The 16,976-nt window shown below is 57.8% G+C and carries 11 protein-coding genes and 2 tRNA genes; 5 read left to right on the top strand and 8 right to left on the bottom strand.

Translation table 11 applies throughout. From position 1 onward, the window contains the following. Window positions 1–4: 4 nt before the first annotated feature. A complete protein-coding gene (gene gcvA / locus FHC51_RS00845) occupies window positions 5–919 on the bottom strand; it encodes a glycine cleavage system transcriptional regulator GcvA (protein WP_103180950.1) in 915 nt (304 codons plus the stop codon). A 350-nt stretch (window positions 920–1,269) separates the two neighbouring features. Further along, window positions 1,270–1,497 carry a YgdI/YgdR family lipoprotein gene (locus FHC51_RS00850; protein WP_032613722.1) on the bottom strand — a complete coding sequence of 76 codons (228 nt, stop codon included), beginning with the start codon at window positions 1,495–1,497 and terminating at the stop codon, window positions 1,270–1,272. A 192-nt stretch (window positions 1,498–1,689) separates the two neighbouring features. Here FHC51_RS00850 and csdA point away from each other — a divergent pair, with 192 nt between their 5' ends. Then, window positions 1,690–2,895 carry a cysteine desulfurase CsdA gene (gene csdA, locus FHC51_RS00855; RefSeq protein ID WP_220434711.1) on the top strand — a complete coding sequence of 402 codons (1,206 nt, stop codon included), beginning with the start codon at window positions 1,690–1,692 and terminating at the stop codon, window positions 2,893–2,895. Then, on the top strand, window positions 2,895–3,335 hold the full coding sequence (gene csdE / locus FHC51_RS00860; RefSeq protein ID WP_156239692.1) for a cysteine desulfurase sulfur acceptor subunit CsdE: 441 nt from the start codon (window positions 2,895–2,897) through the stop codon (window positions 3,333–3,335). The genes csdA and csdE overlap by 1 nt, the downstream gene beginning before the upstream one ends. Here the strand turns inward: csdE and tcdA are convergent. After that, the gene (gene tcdA / locus FHC51_RS00865) at window positions 3,326–4,132 is read right to left on the bottom strand and encodes a tRNA cyclic N6-threonylcarbamoyladenosine(37) synthase TcdA (RefSeq protein ID WP_103822728.1); all 807 of its coding nucleotides are present in this window, start codon (window positions 4,130–4,132) and stop codon (window positions 3,326–3,328) included. The genes csdE and tcdA overlap by 10 nt on opposite strands. Window positions 4,133–4,202: 70 nt before the next feature. Further along, window positions 4,203–5,300 (bottom strand): murein transglycosylase A, encoded by a 1,098-nt coding sequence (gene mltA / locus FHC51_RS00870; protein ID WP_103822729.1) that lies wholly within the window; start codon window positions 5,298–5,300, stop codon window positions 4,203–4,205. A 207-nt stretch (window positions 5,301–5,507) separates the two neighbouring features. Here mltA and FHC51_RS00875 point away from each other — a divergent pair. Both FHC51_RS00875 and FHC51_RS00880 read left to right on the top strand, forming a co-directional pair. Beyond that, a tRNA-Met gene (locus FHC51_RS00875) sits at window positions 5,508–5,584 on the top strand. Window positions 5,585–5,627: 43 nt separating this feature from the next. Next, window positions 5,628–5,704, top strand: a tRNA-Met gene (locus FHC51_RS00880). Window positions 5,705–5,807: 103 nt separating this feature from the next. Here FHC51_RS00880 and amiC read toward each other — a convergent pair. Further along, on the bottom strand, window positions 5,808–7,061 hold the full coding sequence (amiC, locus tag FHC51_RS00885) for an N-acetylmuramoyl-L-alanine amidase AmiC (RefSeq protein ID WP_103180955.1): 1,254 nt from the start codon (window positions 7,059–7,061) through the stop codon (window positions 5,808–5,810). 229 nt (window positions 7,062–7,290) lie between these two features. Here amiC and argA point away from each other — a divergent pair, with 229 nt between their 5' ends. Next, window positions 7,291–8,622 (top strand): amino-acid N-acetyltransferase, encoded by a 1,332-nt coding sequence (gene argA / locus FHC51_RS00890; protein WP_103180956.1) that lies wholly within the window; start codon window positions 7,291–7,293, stop codon window positions 8,620–8,622. A gap of 48 nt (window positions 8,623–8,670) precedes the next feature. Here the strand turns inward: argA and recD are convergent, their stop codons facing one another. Genes recD through ptrA form a run of 3 tightly spaced genes read right to left on the bottom strand, consistent with a single transcriptional unit; the run spans window position 8,671 to window position 16,912 of the window. Next, window positions 8,671–10,491 (bottom strand): exodeoxyribonuclease V subunit alpha, encoded by a 1,821-nt coding sequence (recD, locus tag FHC51_RS00895; protein WP_220434712.1) that lies wholly within the window; start codon window positions 10,489–10,491, stop codon window positions 8,671–8,673. Next, window positions 10,488–14,033, bottom strand: coding sequence for an exodeoxyribonuclease V subunit beta (gene recB / locus FHC51_RS00900; protein WP_220434713.1), 3,546 nt, complete (start codon window positions 14,031–14,033; stop codon window positions 10,488–10,490). The genes recD and recB overlap by 4 nt, the downstream gene beginning before the upstream one ends. Further along, window positions 14,030–16,912, bottom strand: coding sequence for a pitrilysin (ptrA, locus tag FHC51_RS00905; protein WP_220434714.1), 2,883 nt, complete (start codon window positions 16,910–16,912; stop codon window positions 14,030–14,032). Before ptrA ends, recB begins: the two co-directional genes overlap by 4 nt. Between the last annotated feature and the right edge of the window lie 64 nt (window positions 16,913–16,976).

Raw genomic sequence — 16,976 nt, forward strand, 5'->3', positions numbered from 1 at the left:
AGTGTTACTCGTACCGAAAGCGGAATTTTTCTTGCTCGTTGGCCGCCTTTGCCAGGATCCACTGGCGAAACGCGGCTATTTTACCCAGTTCTGCCTGACTGTCATGACAAACCAGATAAAATGCGTTCTTACTGACCAAAACATCATTAAAGGGGCAGACCAGGCGGCCAGCCTCAATTTCGGACTGCGCCATCACGTTGTTAGCCAACGCCACGCCCTGTCCGTGGATGGCAGCCTGTAACACCATCGCACTGTGGCTAAAGATGGGTCCCTGCTGCACATTGATATGGTTAAGACCGAGCTGGCGGGTATAAGTTTGCCAGTCGCGGCGAGAAGCATCATGCAAAAGCGTGTGTTGCGCCAGATTGTCCGGCGTTTTTAACGCTTTTTCGCCCGTTAAGAGTAGTGGCGAGCAGACCGGCAGCAAATATTCCGCGTACAATTTTTCAACACGCAGCCCTGGCCAGTTGCCCCGGCCATAAAAAATCGCTACGTCGACATCGTCTGCCAGCTTCTCTTCCTGACGGTCGACCGCCTGGATTCGAACGTCGATTCCCGGATAAGCTGAGTTAAAGCTTGAGAGTCTCGGCACCAGCCATTGAATAGCAAAACTTGGCAATAAACTGACCGTCAGTGCCCCTTTGGCACTGCGCGCCTGCAGCTTACGGGTGGCCTCGGTGAGCTGGGAAAATATCTCTTTGATATCCTGAAAATAGCTCTGCCCCTCTTCCGTCAGAAGCAGGGAACGGTTGCGGCGGCGGAACAGCTTGAGGCCCAGAAAATCCTCAAGAGACTTGATTTGATGACTGACTGCGGCCTGAGTCACAAAAAGCTCATCGGCCGCGCGCGTGAAGCTCAGATGGCGCGCAGCAGCATCAAATACACGTAATGCATTAAGTGGTGGTAATCGCTTGGACATGGTTATCTGGCTTAGATGTTAACGGCTTTTAACAAACAGGAAACAACGTTTAACCTATTAGTTTTTTTTATCTGAGCCATTATAAATTGTCCGTTGAGGAACTACCAGCAAATACCTATAGTGGCGGCACTTCCTGAGCCGGAACGAAAAGCTTTTTTTGGAATGCGTGTTCTGATGGGCTTTTGGCTTACGGTTGTGATGTTGTGTTGTTGTGTTTGCAATTGGTCTGCGATTCAGACCACGGTAGGAAAACTACCACCTTTTCACTTCCTGTACATTTACCCTGTCTGTCCATAGTGATTAATGTAGCACCGCCCAATTGCGGTGCTTTTTTTTTGTCTGCAATTCCGTTAGTGGTCCAGTTCAACCATCTCTTTCACATCACTGCGGTTGATCTGCTGTTTATTCCCGTTGGCGTCCTTATACGAGATCATGCCGGTATCATTATCAGTCTGCGGCTTACCCTCTGAGACGATGGAGCGGCCATCGTTAGTGTGCATAACATAGTTGTTGCCAGAACAGGCGCTCAGGGCAAAGGTAAGCATACAGGCAGAGGCGATTGCGATAGTCTTTTTCATTTTCTTCTCCTTCAGCAATTAATGCTATTTCAAGCGTGTTTATTAACAGGCTAAGACATTCTCCTGACTCTATTTCAGCATAACCTGCTTCGTCTGCTGCGCCAGGATAAACAGACAATTCCGATAGAGATCAACCTTCTTGCCCTGCTGCGGAATTTGCGCGACGATCTCATCATCACGAAGAGGAATTCCATGAACGCATTCAGCCCTGCCCATTTTCGCGCGCAGTTTCCGGCCCTGGCCGATGCCGGTGTCTATCTTGATAGCGCTGCGACAGCCCTTAAGCCTCAGGCAGTGATTGAGGCCACCAACCAGTTTTACAGCCTGAGCGCCGGCAATGTGCATCGCAGCCAGTTTGCCGAAGCCCAGCGCTTAACCGCGCGCTATGAAGCGGCGCGCGATCAGGTTGCCCGCCTGCTTAACGCTGAAAGCGGCAAAAATATTGTCTGGACGCGGGGCACCACCGAAGCCATCAACATGGTGGCGCAATGTTATGCCCGCCCGCGCCTGCAACCGGGTGATGAGATTATCGTCAGCGAGGCGGAGCACCACGCTAACCTCGTGCCGTGGCTGATGGTAGCCGAACAGGCCGGCGCGAAGGTGGTTAAGCTTCCGATTGGCACAGACTGCCTGGCGGATGTGGCTCGCCTGCCTGAGTTGATCACCCCGCGTAGCCGCATTCTCGCGCTGGGGCAGATGTCCAACGTCACCGGCGGCTGCCCGGATCTGGCCCGCGCTATTCAGCTCGCCCATGCCAGCGGGATGGTAGTGATGGTGGATGGCGCCCAGGGCGTGGTCCACTTCCCGGCGGACGTGCAGGCGCTGGATATCGATTTCTATGCCTTCTCCGCACATAAGCTGTACGGCCCTACCGGGATTGGCGCACTGTACGGCAAAGCGGCGCTGCTGGAGGAGATGTCCCCGTGGCTCGGCGGCGGCAAGATGATCACCGAGGTGACTTTCGACGGCTTTAAAACCCAGCAGGTGCCTTATCGTCTGGAAGCCGGGACGCCAAATGTCGCGGGGGTCATTGGTCTGAGCGCGGCGCTGGAGTGGCTGGCGGATATCGATCTGCAACAGGCAGAGAGCTGGAGTCGCGGGCTGGCAACGCTGGCGGAAGAGGCGCTGAAACAACGTCCCGGTTTTCGCTCCTTCCGGGTACAGGATTCGAGCCTGCTGGCATTCGATTTTGCCGGGGTACATCACAGCGACATGGTGACGCTGCTGGCGGAGTATGGCATTGCCCTGCGCGCCGGCCAGCATTGCGCCCAGCCGCTGCTGGCGGCGCTGGGCGTCAACGGCACGCTGCGCGCCTCGTTTGCTCCCTATAACACCCAAAGCGATGTCGACGCGCTGGTTGCCGCCGTCGATCGCGCTCTTGCTTTACTGGTGGATTAATGACAAGCCCAACCCTGGCCGGACATCCGTTCGGCACCGTCATCACTGAAGAGACGTTAAAACAGACCTTTGCCCCGCTGACCCAGTGGGAAGACAAATATCGCCAGCTGATCCTGCTGGGCAAGCAGCTCCCTGCGCTGTCCGATGAACTCAAAGCGCAGGCGAAAGAGATCCCCGGCTGTGAGAACCGCGTCTGGCTTGGGGTTACACAAATTGGGGATAAGCTGCATTTTTATGGCGACAGCGAAGGGCGGATTGTTCGCGGCTTGCTGGCCGTGCTGCTGACGGCCATTGAGGGGAAAAGCGCCGCGCAGATCCTGGAGGAGAACCCGCTGGCGCTGTTCGATGCGCTGGGGCTACGCGGCCAGCTTAGCGCCTCGCGCAGCCAGGGGCTGGCTGCGCTCAGTGACGCGGTACTGGAAGCGGCGCGTCAGGCCTGACGTTCCGCCTTCGCCATCATCTTTTTCAGGGCATGAGAGACGGCGATAAATCCAAAGCTCGCGGTCACCATCGTGGCCGCGCCAAACCCGGAGGCACAGTCCATCCGTTTTGGTCCTTCCGCAGTGCTTTTCATGGCGCAGACTGAACCGTCTGCCTGCGGATAGACCAGCGCTTCCGTTGAAAAGACGCAGTCGATGCCCAGCTTGCCTTTGCTGTTTTTCACCACGCCAAAATCGCTTTTCAGACGCTCGCGCAGCTTGGCCGCCAGCGGATCCTGAATGGTTTTCGCCAGGTCCGTCACCTGGATCTGCGTCGGGTCGATCTGCCCGCCCGCGCCGCCGGTGGTCACCAGCGGCACTTTATTGCGGCGACACCAGGCGATCAGCGCCGCTTTCGGGCGCACGCTGTCGATGGCGTCGATCACATAGCTGTAGCCAGCTCCCATATACTGCGCCACATTATCGGCGGTCACAAAATCATCGATGACGGTGACGCGACACTCCGGGTTGATCTGGCGAATGCGATCCGCCATCACCTCTGACTTCGCCAGCCCGACGCTGTCGCGCAGGGCGTGGATCTGCCGGTTAGTGTTAGTGACGCAGACATCGTCCATGTCGATAAGCGTAATGGCGCCGATCCCGGTTCGTGCCAGCGCTTCCGCTGCCCATGAGCCGACGCCGCCAATGCCTACCACGCAGATGTGCGCATCAGCAAACAGTTGCAGGGCTTTTTCACCATATAAACGTGCGGTGCCACCAAAACGCTGGCGCCAGGCTTCGCTCATTACCACAGACATAAGACCTCAGATGTAAAAAGGGTGAGAGTTACCCCTCACCCCGGAAAACATAGCGTCAATATTATCACACTCAGCCGCTAAAGACGTTGCCCGTACTTGCGGCGGTTTTCAGCACCCACACGCGGCCGTAATGGTTATACCAGCCCGCGCGGTGGCCAGCATCGGCGCCAATGCCCTGATAGATATCAAAGTGCTGGCCTTTAATCGCGCCACCCACATCCAGCGCCACCATCAGGCGCAGCTCGTACTGGCCGCTGAATTTGCCTTCGTTATTCAACAGCGGGACTTCGGCCAGCAGCGTGGTTCCCGGCGGGATCACTGTCTTGTCAGAGGCGACCGACGCGCGGCCAATCAGCGGCACCGCGCTGGCGCCTTTCACCGGGGCAAAGTTTTGTGGTTTAAAGAAGACAAACGACGGGTTCTGCTCAAGCAGCTCACGCACTTCATATTCGCTGTGCTTCTCGCCCCACTCGCGGATCGCCTGCATCGACATATCTTCGCGTTTCACTTCTCCGCGATCGATCAGTACTTTACCGATACTGCGGTAGGCATGGCCGTTTTTACCCGCATAGCTGAAGAAGTTAAGCGGGCTGCCGTCGCCAAAATCGATATAGCCGCTGCCCTGCACATCCATGATGAAGTTATCCATCAGCGAGTTGCTGTAAGCGAGAACATAGTTGTCGCTCAGCGCGCCCGAGTAGATTTCGGCGCGGGACGGCAGGCGGCCACGTTTTGGCGGCATGCGGTAGATAGGGTATTTGAACTCACCCTGCGCGGTATGGCGAGCCTGTACCACCGGGGTGTAGTAGCCGGTAAACTGGACGTTACCGTAGTTATCGGTGCCCTCCATCTGCCAGGCATCAATGCCGAACTGGCGCATGGTGCGGGTATCGCCCCCGGCGCGTAACCAGTCCTGCACGGCGTTATAGACGGCGTTCTGCGAGCTATACAGCCGCGGCGATGCGGTGCGGATCTGGCTCACCTGCTCGGCGAAATCCCCGCCATTAATGGGCGCGCCCACGGCGTCCGGCTGGTTTACTAAAGAGAAAGGCTGGGTCAGTTTCCCGTCTTTATATTGCTGACCGCGATCGGTCGGTTTGGAGGAACAGGCGGCGAGAATTGCTACCAGTGCGCCTGTCATCAGATACTTCGCCCAACGTCCTTTCATATATCCCATCTTCAAGTTGCCCCATTCTGCGCAACGAAGATAACAAACCGGCAAAGGTATTGAAATGCGATTGCCTTCCCTTAGGTAAATTTTGCGCAAAAAATATTCAAATCGACGACAGAGCGGACAAATCAACGTCTAATTTGGTGATTTTTACGAAAAAGGGTTGCATCAAAAAGTCAGCAGAGTATAGTGCGCATCCACGGACGCGGGGTGGAGCAGCCTGGTAGCTCGTCGGGCTCATAACCCGAAGGTCGTCGGTTCAAATCCGGCCCCCGCAACCAATTAAAATTTGATGAAGTATCTTCTGCAAAGCAGAAAGACGGACGCGGGGTGGAGCAGCCTGGTAGCTCGTCGGGCTCATAACCCGAAGGTCGTCGGTTCAAATCCGGCCCCCGCAACCAACACTTCTAAAAACAATAAACACCCTTCCGGGTGTTTTTTTGTTTTTGTCGTCAGCCCACCCGTAGGCCCGCTCAAGCGCAGCGCCGCCGGGCAGTGTTGATTTTATCCGCGTCTCGCCAGCGTCGCCCCGTCAGAGAAATAGGCCTTAATCCCCGCCAGTATCGACTCCGCCACTTCCTGCTGGAACTTGGCCGTTTTGAGTTTGCGCTCCTCTTCCACGTTACTGATAAACGCGGTTTCCACCAGAATCGACGGGATGTCCGGCGCTTTTAACACCGCAAATCCGGCCTGCTCGACGCTGTTCTTATGCAGTTTGTTCACATGCCCGAGCCTGCCCAGCACCGCTTTACCAAACTTCAGGCTGTCGGTGATGGTCAGCGACTGGACCATATCGAACATGGTGTGGTCGACGTAGCGATCGCCGCTCCGCCCTACCCCACCGATAAGGTCGGAGGCGTTCTGGGTATCGGCAAGATAGCGTGCTGCGGTACTGGTCGCCCCTTTGGTGGAGAGGGCAAACACTGATGACCCGCTGGGCTGACGACTGGTAAAGGCGTCCGCATGGATAGAGATGAAGAGATCCGCACGCTGCTTTTGCGCTTTCGCCACACGCACCTTCAGCGGAATAAAGACATCTTCGTTGCGCGTCATGTAGGCGCGCATGTTGCCTTCTCTGTCGATCATCGCCTTCAGGCGACGGGCGATTTGCAGCACCACATCTTTTTCCCGGGTCCGGTATTTGCCTACCGCGCCGGAGTCCTCGCCGCCGTGCCCCGGATCAAGCATGATCACAATCGGGCGATCGCGTCCCGCTTTGCCGGGCTGCGGGCCGCTTTGCGCAGGCGGTACCTGTTTTTCCAGATCGCCTTTGTTGTAATCCTCCAGCAGGGCCAGCAGCGGATCCTGAATATCGGTCGCGTTGGCAGGATAGAGGTCCATAACCAGACGTTCTTTGAAACCGGCCACCGGCGCGAGAGCAAACAGCTGCGGTTTGACGTTCTGCTTGAGTTCAAACACCATGCGCACGGTTTTCGGATCAAACTGCCCTACCCGCGCGGACTTGATAAAGGGATCGTCGCCGCGGATCTGGGCGCTCATTCCTTTCAGCACCGAGTTAAGATTTACGCCTTCGATATCCACCACCACCCGCTCCGGGTTGCTCAACGCGAATTGCTTATAGTTCAGCACCCGGTTTGACTCGACCGTCACGCGCGTATAGGTCGAAGACGGCCAGACGCGCACCGCAACAACCTGACTGACGGCGGCAAACCCGACCTGACTAACGCTAAGCAACCACATTGCCCCAGCCCCTTGTAACAGGCGACGGCGACTTAATGCTTTACTGGATCCCGACATGCTTCTCCCGAGCAAAGATATCGAATAACTTTTCATAACGTCCAAATTGACCGAAAACTTTAACGAATGATGCATAACCTGTCATCCCTAAAAGGGTAAACAATCATGCGTTAACGATAACTTAACTGAATCTTTTCTTTGCTTCGCAGAAAAGTTTGGCTTGCGCACAGCGCGATATTCGAATAAAAATACAAAAATTACGAATAAACATTCATTGAGGGGTTGTGCCGTGGTGAAGGAACGTAGAATCGAACTGGTCCAGGGATTCCGCCATTCTGTTCCCTATATCAACGCCCACCGGGGAAAGACGTTTGTCGTCATGCTGGGTGGCGAAGCCATTGAGCATGAGAATTTCTCCAGTATTGTCAATGACATCGGCCTGCTGCATAGCCTGGGTATTCGCCTGGTCGTCGTGTATGGCGCTCGCCCGCAGATCGAGGCGAATCTGGCCGCGCATCATCACGAGCCGATCTACCACAAACATACCCGCGTCACCGACGCTAAAACGCTGGAGCTGGTTAAGCAGGCCGCCGGTCTGCTGCAGCTGGACATTACCGCGCGTCTGTCGATGAGCCTTAACAACACCCCGCTGCAGGGGGCGCATATTAACGTGGTCAGCGGTAATTTTATTATCGCCCAGCCGCTCGGCGTGGATGATGGCGTGGATTACTGCCACAGCGGACGTATTCGTCGTATTGATGAAGAGGCGATCCACCGTCAGCTCGACGGCGGCGCGATTGTGCTGACCGGCCCGGTTGCCGTCTCTGTTACGGGCGAAAGCTTCAATCTCACCTCTGAAGAGATTGCCACCCAGTTGGCGATCAAGCTGAAAGCAGAAAAAATGATTGGCTTCTGCTCCTCACAGGGGGTGATGAACGAGCTCGGGAACATTGTCTCTGAGCTGTTCCCTAACGAGGCTCAGGCGCGCGTCGATGCCCTTGAGGCGCAGGGGGATTACTACTCCGGTACCGTACGTTTCCTGCGGGGTGCAATCAAAGCCTGCCGCAGCGGCGTGCGTCGCAGCCACCTGATCAGCTATCAGGAAGATGGCGCCCTGCTGCAGGAGCTCTTCTCCCGCGACGGTATCGGGACGCAGATTGTGATGGAGAGCGCCGAGCAGATCCGTCGCGCCACTATCAACGACATCGGCGGCATTCTGGAACTCATCCGCCCGCTGGAGCAGCAGGGGATCCTGGTGCGCCGCTCCCGCGAACAGCTGGAGATGGAGATCGACAAGTTCACCATTATTCAGCGCGATAACCTCACCATCGCCTGTGCAGCGCTCTACCCCTTCCCGGAAGAGAAGATCGGTGAAATGGCCTGCGTGGCGGTGCATCCGGATTATCGCAGCTCATCGCGCGGCGAAGTGTTGCTGGAGCGCATCGCCCTCCAGGCGCGGCAGATGGGGCTGAGCAAGCTGTTTGTGCTGACGACCCGCAGCATTCACTGGTTCCAGGAGCGGGGTTTCACGCCGGTGGACATTGATTCCCTGCCGGAAACCAAGAAAGAGATGTACAACTATCAGCGCCGTTCAAAAGTGCTGATGGCAGACCTGGGATAACGGTCATCACCTACAGGCCGGGCAAGCGCTGCCCGGCTTTTCACACGCTTATAAGGCCTCAAAAATCGCACTCAGCCCGCTGCGTCGCTCTGTACGGGTAGTGACAGCCTGGGTCAGCACCCCTTCATCCGCATACAACGACAACCGCCGACGGGCGCGGGTAATGGCGGTATAGACCAGCTCGCGGGTCACGACGGGCGACATCTGGATAGGTAAAATCAGCGCCGCGTGATCGAACTCAGAGCCCTGGGATTTATGCACCGTCATGGCCCAGGCGGTTTCATGCTCCGGCAGGCGGCTGGGCTGCACGGACTTCACGCTGCCATCCGGCATCTGGAACCAGACGCGTAGCCCCTGACCACGATCCAGCGCAATCCCGATATCGCCGTTAAACAGGCCCAGCGCGCTGTCGTTGCGTGAAATCATCACCGGCCTGCCTTCATACCAGCGTGAATGGGGCTGACGGCCGATACGGCGTTTCTGCGCCAGCACCTGCTCAAGCCTTTCGTTAAGCCCGGCGACGCCAAAGGGGCCATCCCGTAAGGCGCAAAGCAGCTGGTAGCGGCCAAATGCCGCCAGGATCTCCGCTTCGGAGGCCTGCTGCTGCACGCTGTCGAGAAAATGTTGATACCCCTTGAGGGCATCTTCCAGCATCGCCAGATACTCTTCCCCGCTCTGGAGCTGCTTTTTCTCAATATCACTGAATTTGCCATCAAACACCGAGCGGATAGCGTGGCGATCGCCCCGGTTGACCGCGGCCGCCAGTTGCCCGATGCCAGAATCGCTGCCAAAACGGTAGCTTTTTTGCAGCAGACACAGGCTGTCGCGTAGCGCACCCGCGACCGGGCTGACGTTGCCCTGCATCTCGCATCCCGTCATGCTGGCAAGCTCCTGTGCGCGCCGGACCGTAAAGCCAGCGCTGGCCCAGGTACAGATATCACCCAGCACCGCGCCCGCTTCGACGGAGGCCAGCTGGTCGCGATCGCCGAGGAAGATCACCCGGGCATGAGGCGGCAGGGCGTCAATCAGACGCGACATCATCGTCAGGTCAATCATCGACGCCTCATCCACCACCAGCACATCCAGGTGCAGCGGATTACCTGCATGGTAACGCAGGCGCTGGCTGCCCGGCTGCGCGCCAAGCAAACGGTGCAGCGTGCTCGCTTCCGTCGGGAATCGCGCGCGCTGGGCCTCGGTCAGGGGCAGTTTTTGCAGCGCGCCGCCCAGCGATTCGGTCAGACGAGCGGCCGCTTTGCCGGTGGGTGCCGCCAGCCGGATCCGGCATTTCTCTTCTCCCGCCATCTGGATCAGCGCCGCCAGCAGGCGGGCAACGGTGGTGGTTTTGCCGGTCCCCGGCCCGCCGGAGATCACGGAAATACGCCGCGTTAACGCGACTGCCGCAGCCACCTTTTGCCAGTTGACGGCTTCATCAGAGGTGAACAGCGCGTTCAGCGTGCGCTGAACGTCGGCGCTGTCATGGGGCAAAGGCTGGTTGGCTTCGCTAAAGAAGCGGGCCACTGCCCGCTCATAGCGCCACATCCGGTTGAGGTAGAGCCGCTCGCCGGTGAGCACCAGCGGCGTCGGTTCATCCCCTGCACTCACCGCGCGGGAGCGCAGCAGCGTAGCGGTCCAGTCCGGCTCCTGGTCAAACAGCGCAAAACAGGCCTGCAGCGCGGCGCTTTTCGCCTCGGCACGCAGCCGGGACAACGGCAGGCAAACGTGCCCTTCTCCCGCATCACGGCTTAAGATTGCCGCCGCCAGCATCACCGCCGGTTCATCGTTCCCTGCTACCATCATCGCAAACTGTACATCCAGACGACGAAGCACGCGCTGCTCTACGGCTTCCAGCAAGTGTTCCTGCATCGTCATTGTATTAGCTCCTCGTTGCTGGCGGAAAACAGGCTATCCATTTGTTCGATTAATGCTTCATCCGGACGGGTGGCAAAGCAACCGGCGCCCGGCGAGCTGCCATCCACGCCACGTAAAAACAGGTAGATCACCCCACCGAAATGGTGTTGATAGTCATAGTCGGCAATACGGTGACGTAAATATCGGTGCAGCGCCAGGGTATAGAGCTGGTACTGCAGATCGTAGCGGTGCGACTGCATTGCCCGGGCCATAGCCTGCGGGGTATAGGCCTCGCTGTTTTCACCCAGCCAGTTGGATTTATAGTCCAGCAGGTAATAGCGGCCATTATGGCGGAAGACCAGGTCGATAAAGCCTTTCAGCATGCCGCGCACCTGACGAAAATCGAGCGGCGGGCAGCCCCGGGAGAGCGGATCGTACTCGCGGATCAACGCATCCAGCGCCCCGGCGGTGAGCGGCCCGGCGATGGGCAGATAAAATTCCATCTCAACCTGCTTATCAGCGGCTGTCAGCTGGCTCAGTGAGATCCCCTCCTCATTGAGCGGAGTCTCCAGCACCTGCGCGATCCAGCGGGTTAACACCGGCTCCCAGCGGGCATCGTATCCCCCTTTTTGCAGCATCTCCAGCACCCACTCCGGGGAGACGGGCTGCGTAAAATCGAGTGCTTCAAACAGGCTGTGTAAAAAGGTGCCCGGCGAGGCGCCGCGCGGAAACTGGTGCGGCGTCAGCTCTGGCTCCTGCGGCACTTCGCCGGTGCCTGCGGCATCAACATCGAGGCGTGGCATCAGATCCTGGGCGATACTGTGCCCGTGCTGCTGAAGCCCGGAATAGCTGGTGACCCGCCAGTCGTCATACAGCATGCGGGCCACCTGCCGCGCCTGCAGATCCGGCAACACCGGATCTGGCATATGCCAGCGGGCGGCGTCTGCCACACCGGCAACCTGCAATGCAATATGGTCGTTGCACAACGCCTCCAGACACTGGCGCAGACCGGCAGCATCTTTCGGCTCGCCGCGCTGGATCAGGCGTCCAAGCGCGCTCAGGTGGAAATCGCTGTCACCCGATTTTTCGCCACGCCGACGGAACAGCGGCGCCACGCCTAAGCTGCAGTGCCACACCGAACGGGTCAATGCCACATAGAGCAGGCGTAAATCTTCCGCCAGCCGTTCAGCCTCGGCCAGCTCCACGCTGTCGTCGGCCTTGCTGAGGTCGAGCACCGCTTCAAAGGTCTTACGATCGTGATAAAAGGCCTGATCCTGAACCCGGTAGTTGGCAATAAAGGGCAGCCAGACCAGCGGATACTCCAGCCCTTTCGATTTGTGAATGGTGACGATTTTAACCAGATGCTTGTCACTTTCGAGACGCATTTGCTGGCTTGAGGCGTTGCTGTTCGGCTCGGCAATGTGCTGCGCCAGCCAGCGCACGAGGGCATATTCACTCTCAAGCTGGGCCCCCGCCTCCTGCAACAGTTCGCTGATGTGCAGAATATCGGTCAGGCGGCGTTCCCCTCCGGCAGTTGCCAGCATATTTTCGGCGATGTTGCGCTGGGTCATGAGGTCGCGCAGCATCGCCATTACGCCCCGCTTCTGCCAGCGCTCACGGTAGCGGGTAAACTCTTCTACCGCCTCATCCCAGAGTGTCTCACTGTTATTCAGCGTATCGATATCCTGGGCGTTAAGGCCGAGCATGGCGCTTGCCAGGGCGCTGCGCAGGGTACTTTCACGCTCCGGCGCCAGCACCGCCTGCAACAGCCAGAGCATCTCCTGGGCTTCCAGCGTTTCAAATACGCTGTCGCGGTTGGAGAGATAGACCGAAGGAATGCCAAGCAGGGTCAGCGCATCACGGATCAACGCCGCCTCCTGACGGCTGCGCACCAGCACCGTAATGTCTGACGCCTTCACCGGTTGGGCATCCTCGCCCCGGTGCAAAATGGCTTCGCCGCGTACGCCAGCGCTCAGCCAGTCGCGGATTTGCGCCGCGCAGTGCTGGGCCATAAAGGTCTGGTAATCTCCGACGCCACACCCTTCGCCCTCCATCAGCCAGATGCGCATCGCGGGCTGGAAATCGCCTTTATACTCGAAACGCAGCGTGGCGTTTCTCGGGGCAGATTTGACCGGTAAGAAGGGGATCTCACGGAACATGAAGGCATCGTTCATCTGTGAAAAGAGCGTGTTCACGCTCTCCACCATGCCGGGGGCCGAGCGCCAGTTGGTATCCAGCGTATAGTGCGCGGCCACTTCGCCACGCGCTTTCATGTAGGTGAAAATATCCGCCCCACGGAAGGCGTAGATCGCCTGTTTCGGGTCGCCAATCAGCAGCAGAGCGGTATCCGGCTGCTGGCGCCAGATGCGGCGGAAAATCCGGTACTGCTGGGGATCGGTATCCTGAAATTCATCGATCATCGCCACCGGAAAACGGGTCCGGATGGCGGCAGCCAGCGCCTCGCCATTGTCGCTGTTGAGGGCATCATCGAGACGACTGAGCATATCGTCGAAGCCCAGCTCACCGCGACGGCGCTTTTCCCGCGCCACCGCTTCGCGGATCTCTGACAGCGCACGGGTGATCATCAGATCGTTAAGGGTTAACGGCTCTGCCAGCAGGTTATCGATGGCGGAAAAGAGCGGGTGTTCCGGCACTTCGCCGCCCGCTTTCGTGCGCTCGGCAAGGAATGACTGGGAGAACTTTTCCAGCGCGTCAGGCAGCTGATAGCTGTGCTTCTCTTCCTGAGCCCAGGCCGTAACGCGCTCGATATATTTTGCCTGGTTGCCGCGGTTGAATTTACGCCGGTCGATGCCGGAGCGCTCAATCACCGCCTCGATTTCCGCCACGCTGTCAGACCACTGCTGTTTCATGGCGGCGATCAGGCCGACAATCTTCTCATGGCGTGAAGCCAGCGTTTCGTCCGCAGGCGGGGCAGATTTAATGACCGGGGCTTCCCCCTGCAGATAACGATCGATGGTCCGCAGTAGCTCGTCCGGGCCTTTCCAGAGATTATGTACCGCTTCGGCGATATCACGTGGCAGAGGGTAGCAATGGCGACGCCAGAAGTCGGCGCACGCCTGGTAGCGCAGCTGGGATTCATCTTCGATGAGTTGCTGCTCAAAAAGCATGCCTGATTCAAAGGCATTCAGGCTGAGCATGCGCTGGCAGAAGCCGTGGATAGTAAACACGGCAGCCTCATCCATCTGCCGTTCCGCCAGCAGCAGCCACTGTGCCGCCTGCTGTTTATCGTCAATCTCATCCAGCAGGCTGGCATACAGCGGGTTATCTGTACTCTGTCGCAGGCAGGCGATGCGCAGCTCATGAATGTTGGCGCGGATACGTCCGCGCAGCTCTTCCGTCGCGGCTTCGGTGAAGGTCACCACCAGTAGCTCTTCCACATTGAGCGGGCGGCTAAACGCCGCGCTGCCGCCCAGACCGAGCAGCAGTCGCAGATAGAGTGCAGCGATGGTGAAGGTTTTTCCGGTTCCCGCTGAGGCCTCTATCAGTCGCTCCCCCTGTAACGGTAAACGTAAGGGGTTAAGGGACTCAGCGGTATCGGTCATTCGTTCTTACTCCTGGGCAAAGATTGCTGCAATGCGCTCACGCTCTTCCATACCGTCCAGCCTACTGGCGGGGTGACATCGGCTTTCTTACTCTGGCTACCGGAAACCTGTGACAGGATAGCCATCCCCTGCGGGGCGACCACGGCCTGGTGGAAGAAGTCGGCCACTTTCTGTGGCGTGAGCTGTTTTATCTCGGCCACTACTTTATCATGCGAATCGAAGCGCATATTACCCCGATCAAAATCTTTGCTGATTTTTGACGCTTCTTCAGCCAGCGTCTGCGGCGGCTGCATAATCTGGGCAATCACCGCCTGCTGAATCTGGGCAAACTCTTCCGGCTTCATCGCACGCAGCTTCGCTTCTGCCTGCGGGAAGAAGGCCTGGAAACGCTGCCAGAGATAATCTGGCTGTTTATCACTGCTTTGCAGCAGGAAGCCCATCCCCCACTGGCGACCAACGTTCATCGAAAAGGCAAAGACGGCATAGCCCAGCTGCTCTTCGGTACGTAACTGGGTGTAGAACCAGGGCTGCACGATCTGTCCGAGTACGGCGCTGTATGCTGAACTGGCGTATTCGTCATAGCCGGTCGGGACAAAGACCGCTGCCAGAGCGGAATCCGTACTGCTGCCCGCTTTTTCGAAAATCACGTTCTGCTGTTTTTCGACCAGCACGTCCTGGTTACGACACCATTCGGTCCCCTTTGCACCCAGCTGAGTACGCACATCCTGCGCCAGGGTTTTCGCCTGATCTTCACTCATGTTGCCCACCACCAGAAACTCCGGTCGGGCATTGGTTTTCAGCGCGGCACGGTAGGCCATCACCTCGTCCAGCGTGATGGATGGCAACAATTCCCGGCGCTCCTCGCGCTGGAAGTAGGGAACCTGCGAGAGCATCTGCACCGGCATAATAGCCTGATCGAAGGCTTTGCCCTTTTCTGCGGAATCCATCATCTGCGCGTACCAGGACTTAGCCTGCTCCAGCTGCTCCTCGGTGGCGGTGTAGCTGAAATAGCCTTCCAGCAGCGCTTTAAAGAGCTGTGGCAGACGCTGGGTGTAACCGTTGGCGTTGAGCATCAGGCCATTATTGGCGTTGGTCGAGAAACCGATCCCGCCTACTGCGGCCTGGTTGCTGAGCTGATCCAGCGCGATACCGGCCAGATAGTCATTCAGCGCAAACATCACCTGATTTTTAGCGGTATTCATCGCCGCAGGGTTACGCAGCACCATGCTGACGTTGGCTTTAGGCTCGCTGGCGAAGTAGCGGCTCGGGGTATAGACCACGCGCAGGTCAGGCTCATCCACAATCAGCTGCGGCTGTGGATAATCTTTAGTCGGTTTGATGAGGGTAAAGTCGTCCGGGATGTAAGGGTTCACCTCCGGCAGCTTAAGGGCGATCCCGGCGGCTCGCTTCTGCCAGTCGGCAAAAGTTTGCTCGCTGATTTTGTCCACCTGATATTCGGCGTTCACAAAGTAAGCGGTCTTGTTATGCGGCTCGTTCGGGCTGATATACCAGATACGGGCGTTCTGCGGCGTCATCATCGCCAGTCGGGCTTTGACGGCGTCGGCATCGTATTGATCGGCGATATTGACCGCATCCAGCGTGTGCTCAACCGGCACGCGGATCATGGTATCGGCCAGCCACTCGACATAGTCCATATCGCGGGTAATGGAAGGATAACGGAAGTCGAGATCCAGCACGTGCGCCAGCTCGTCAAAGTAGCGTTTATCCACCCCTTTTTCACGCAGCAGCGAAAGGTAGCTGAAAATCGCGGCGACAACGTCATCACGATGGGCCAGACCTTTATCGGTTAAGGTGGCGGAGATCGCCAGCACACCGCTGTTGCCATTGACGACGGGATCGGAGTCGGCGCGAATACCTTCCACCAGCCCCTGCTTTTGCAGCCAGTCGGAGAGGGTGTCCGGGCTACGGTTGCCAATCAGGTAGTTAACCAGCTCGTCGGTTTTACTGCGAAACTGCGGCGTATTGTTATCAATACGGAACTCCACGCGCAGCACCTTGCGGGGCATCGCGGGAACATAGTGAATGATCAGGCCTTTCTGCGCGTCGGTGACCACCGGCACGGTGATTTCCGGGCGGGTGATATTTTTATTCGGCACCCGGCCATAGGTCTGGGCAGCCAGCTGCGCCAGTTCCGGCAGCGGCTTATTGCTGTAGACCACGGCCTTCATCAGGTTAGCGGAGTAGTATTTGTCGCGAAACGCGTGCAGCGCATCAAGCACCGGGCTACCCGGCTTGTCGCTCAGCGTCTCAAGATTTCCGCCGGAGAAGCGCGATCCAGGGTGCGCGGGGTTGATGGTTTCGGCGCTGACCTGCGCCATCCGCATCCCGTCCCGGGTACGCGCCAGCGTCAGCTCCGCATTCACGGCGTTGCGCTCACGATCGGCATATTTTTTATCCAGCAGCGGGGCAGCAATGGCATCCGCCAGACGATCGACGGCACCTTCCAGCGCATCGTTTTCCACTTCAAGATAAAAAGCCGTACGGTACGGCGCGGTGCTGGCGTTATGGCTGCCACCGTGCATTTTCAAGAATTCGGCCAGGCTGTCAGGCTGCGGATAGTTCTTTGAGCCCATCAGGGTCATATGTTCAAGATAGTGTGCGAGCCCTGGATGGGATTCAGGATCTTCCAGCGAGCCCACCGGCACCACCAGCGCCGACAGTGACTTTACGGCCTGAGGATCGGAAACCAGCAGCACGACCATCCCGTTATCAAGGCGGATCGCCTGATATTCACGGGTATCTTTATCACTTTTGCGGATCGTTTCCTGAACGGGTTGCCAACCGGTATTTGCCTGACTGAGGGGGGCCCAAAGAGCGACGAACAAAACTAACGTTTTCAACAAGGTGCTGCCTGGCATTCACTACCTCTTCATCACGGACATCATCATTAACAAGCTTCGTGCCGGACACGCCAGCATCTCT

The organism is Leclercia sp. EC_58, assembly GCF_019584355.1.
Lineage (GTDB): Bacteria > Pseudomonadota > Gammaproteobacteria > Enterobacterales > Enterobacteriaceae > Enterobacter.

Bases quoted from the DNA above. Each gene is read 5' to 3' on its own strand.
- csdA (WP_220434711.1), top strand. From the start codon at position 1,690: ATGAACGCATTCAGCCCTGCCCATTTTCGCGCGCAGTTTCCGGCCCTG.
- amiC (WP_103180955.1), bottom strand. From the start codon at position 7,061: ATGTCGGGATCCAGTAAAGCATTAAGTCGCCGTCGCCTGTTACAAGGG.
- mltA (WP_103822729.1), bottom strand. From the start codon at position 5,300: ATGAAAGGACGTTGGGCGAAGTATCTGATGACAGGCGCACTGGTAGCA.
- FHC51_RS00850 (WP_032613722.1), bottom strand. From the start codon at position 1,497: ATGAAAAAGACTATCGCAATCGCCTCTGCCTGTATGCTTACCTTTGCC.
- gcvA (WP_103180950.1), bottom strand. From the start codon at position 919: ATGTCCAAGCGATTACCACCACTTAATGCATTACGTGTATTTGATGCT.
- csdE (WP_156239692.1), top strand. From the start codon at position 2,895: ATGACAAGCCCAACCCTGGCCGGACATCCGTTCGGCACCGTCATCACT.
- recB (WP_220434713.1), bottom strand. From the start codon at position 14,033: ATGACCGATACCGCTGAGTCCCTTAACCCCTTACGTTTACCGTTACAG.
- recD (WP_220434712.1), bottom strand. From the start codon at position 10,491: ATGACGATGCAGGAACACTTGCTGGAAGCCGTAGAGCAGCGCGTGCTT.
- ptrA (WP_220434714.1), bottom strand. From the start codon at position 16,912: ATGCCAGGCAGCACCTTGTTGAAAACGTTAGTTTTGTTCGTCGCTCTT.
- tcdA (WP_103822728.1), bottom strand. From the start codon at position 4,132: ATGTCTGTGGTAATGAGCGAAGCCTGGCGCCAGCGTTTTGGTGGCACC.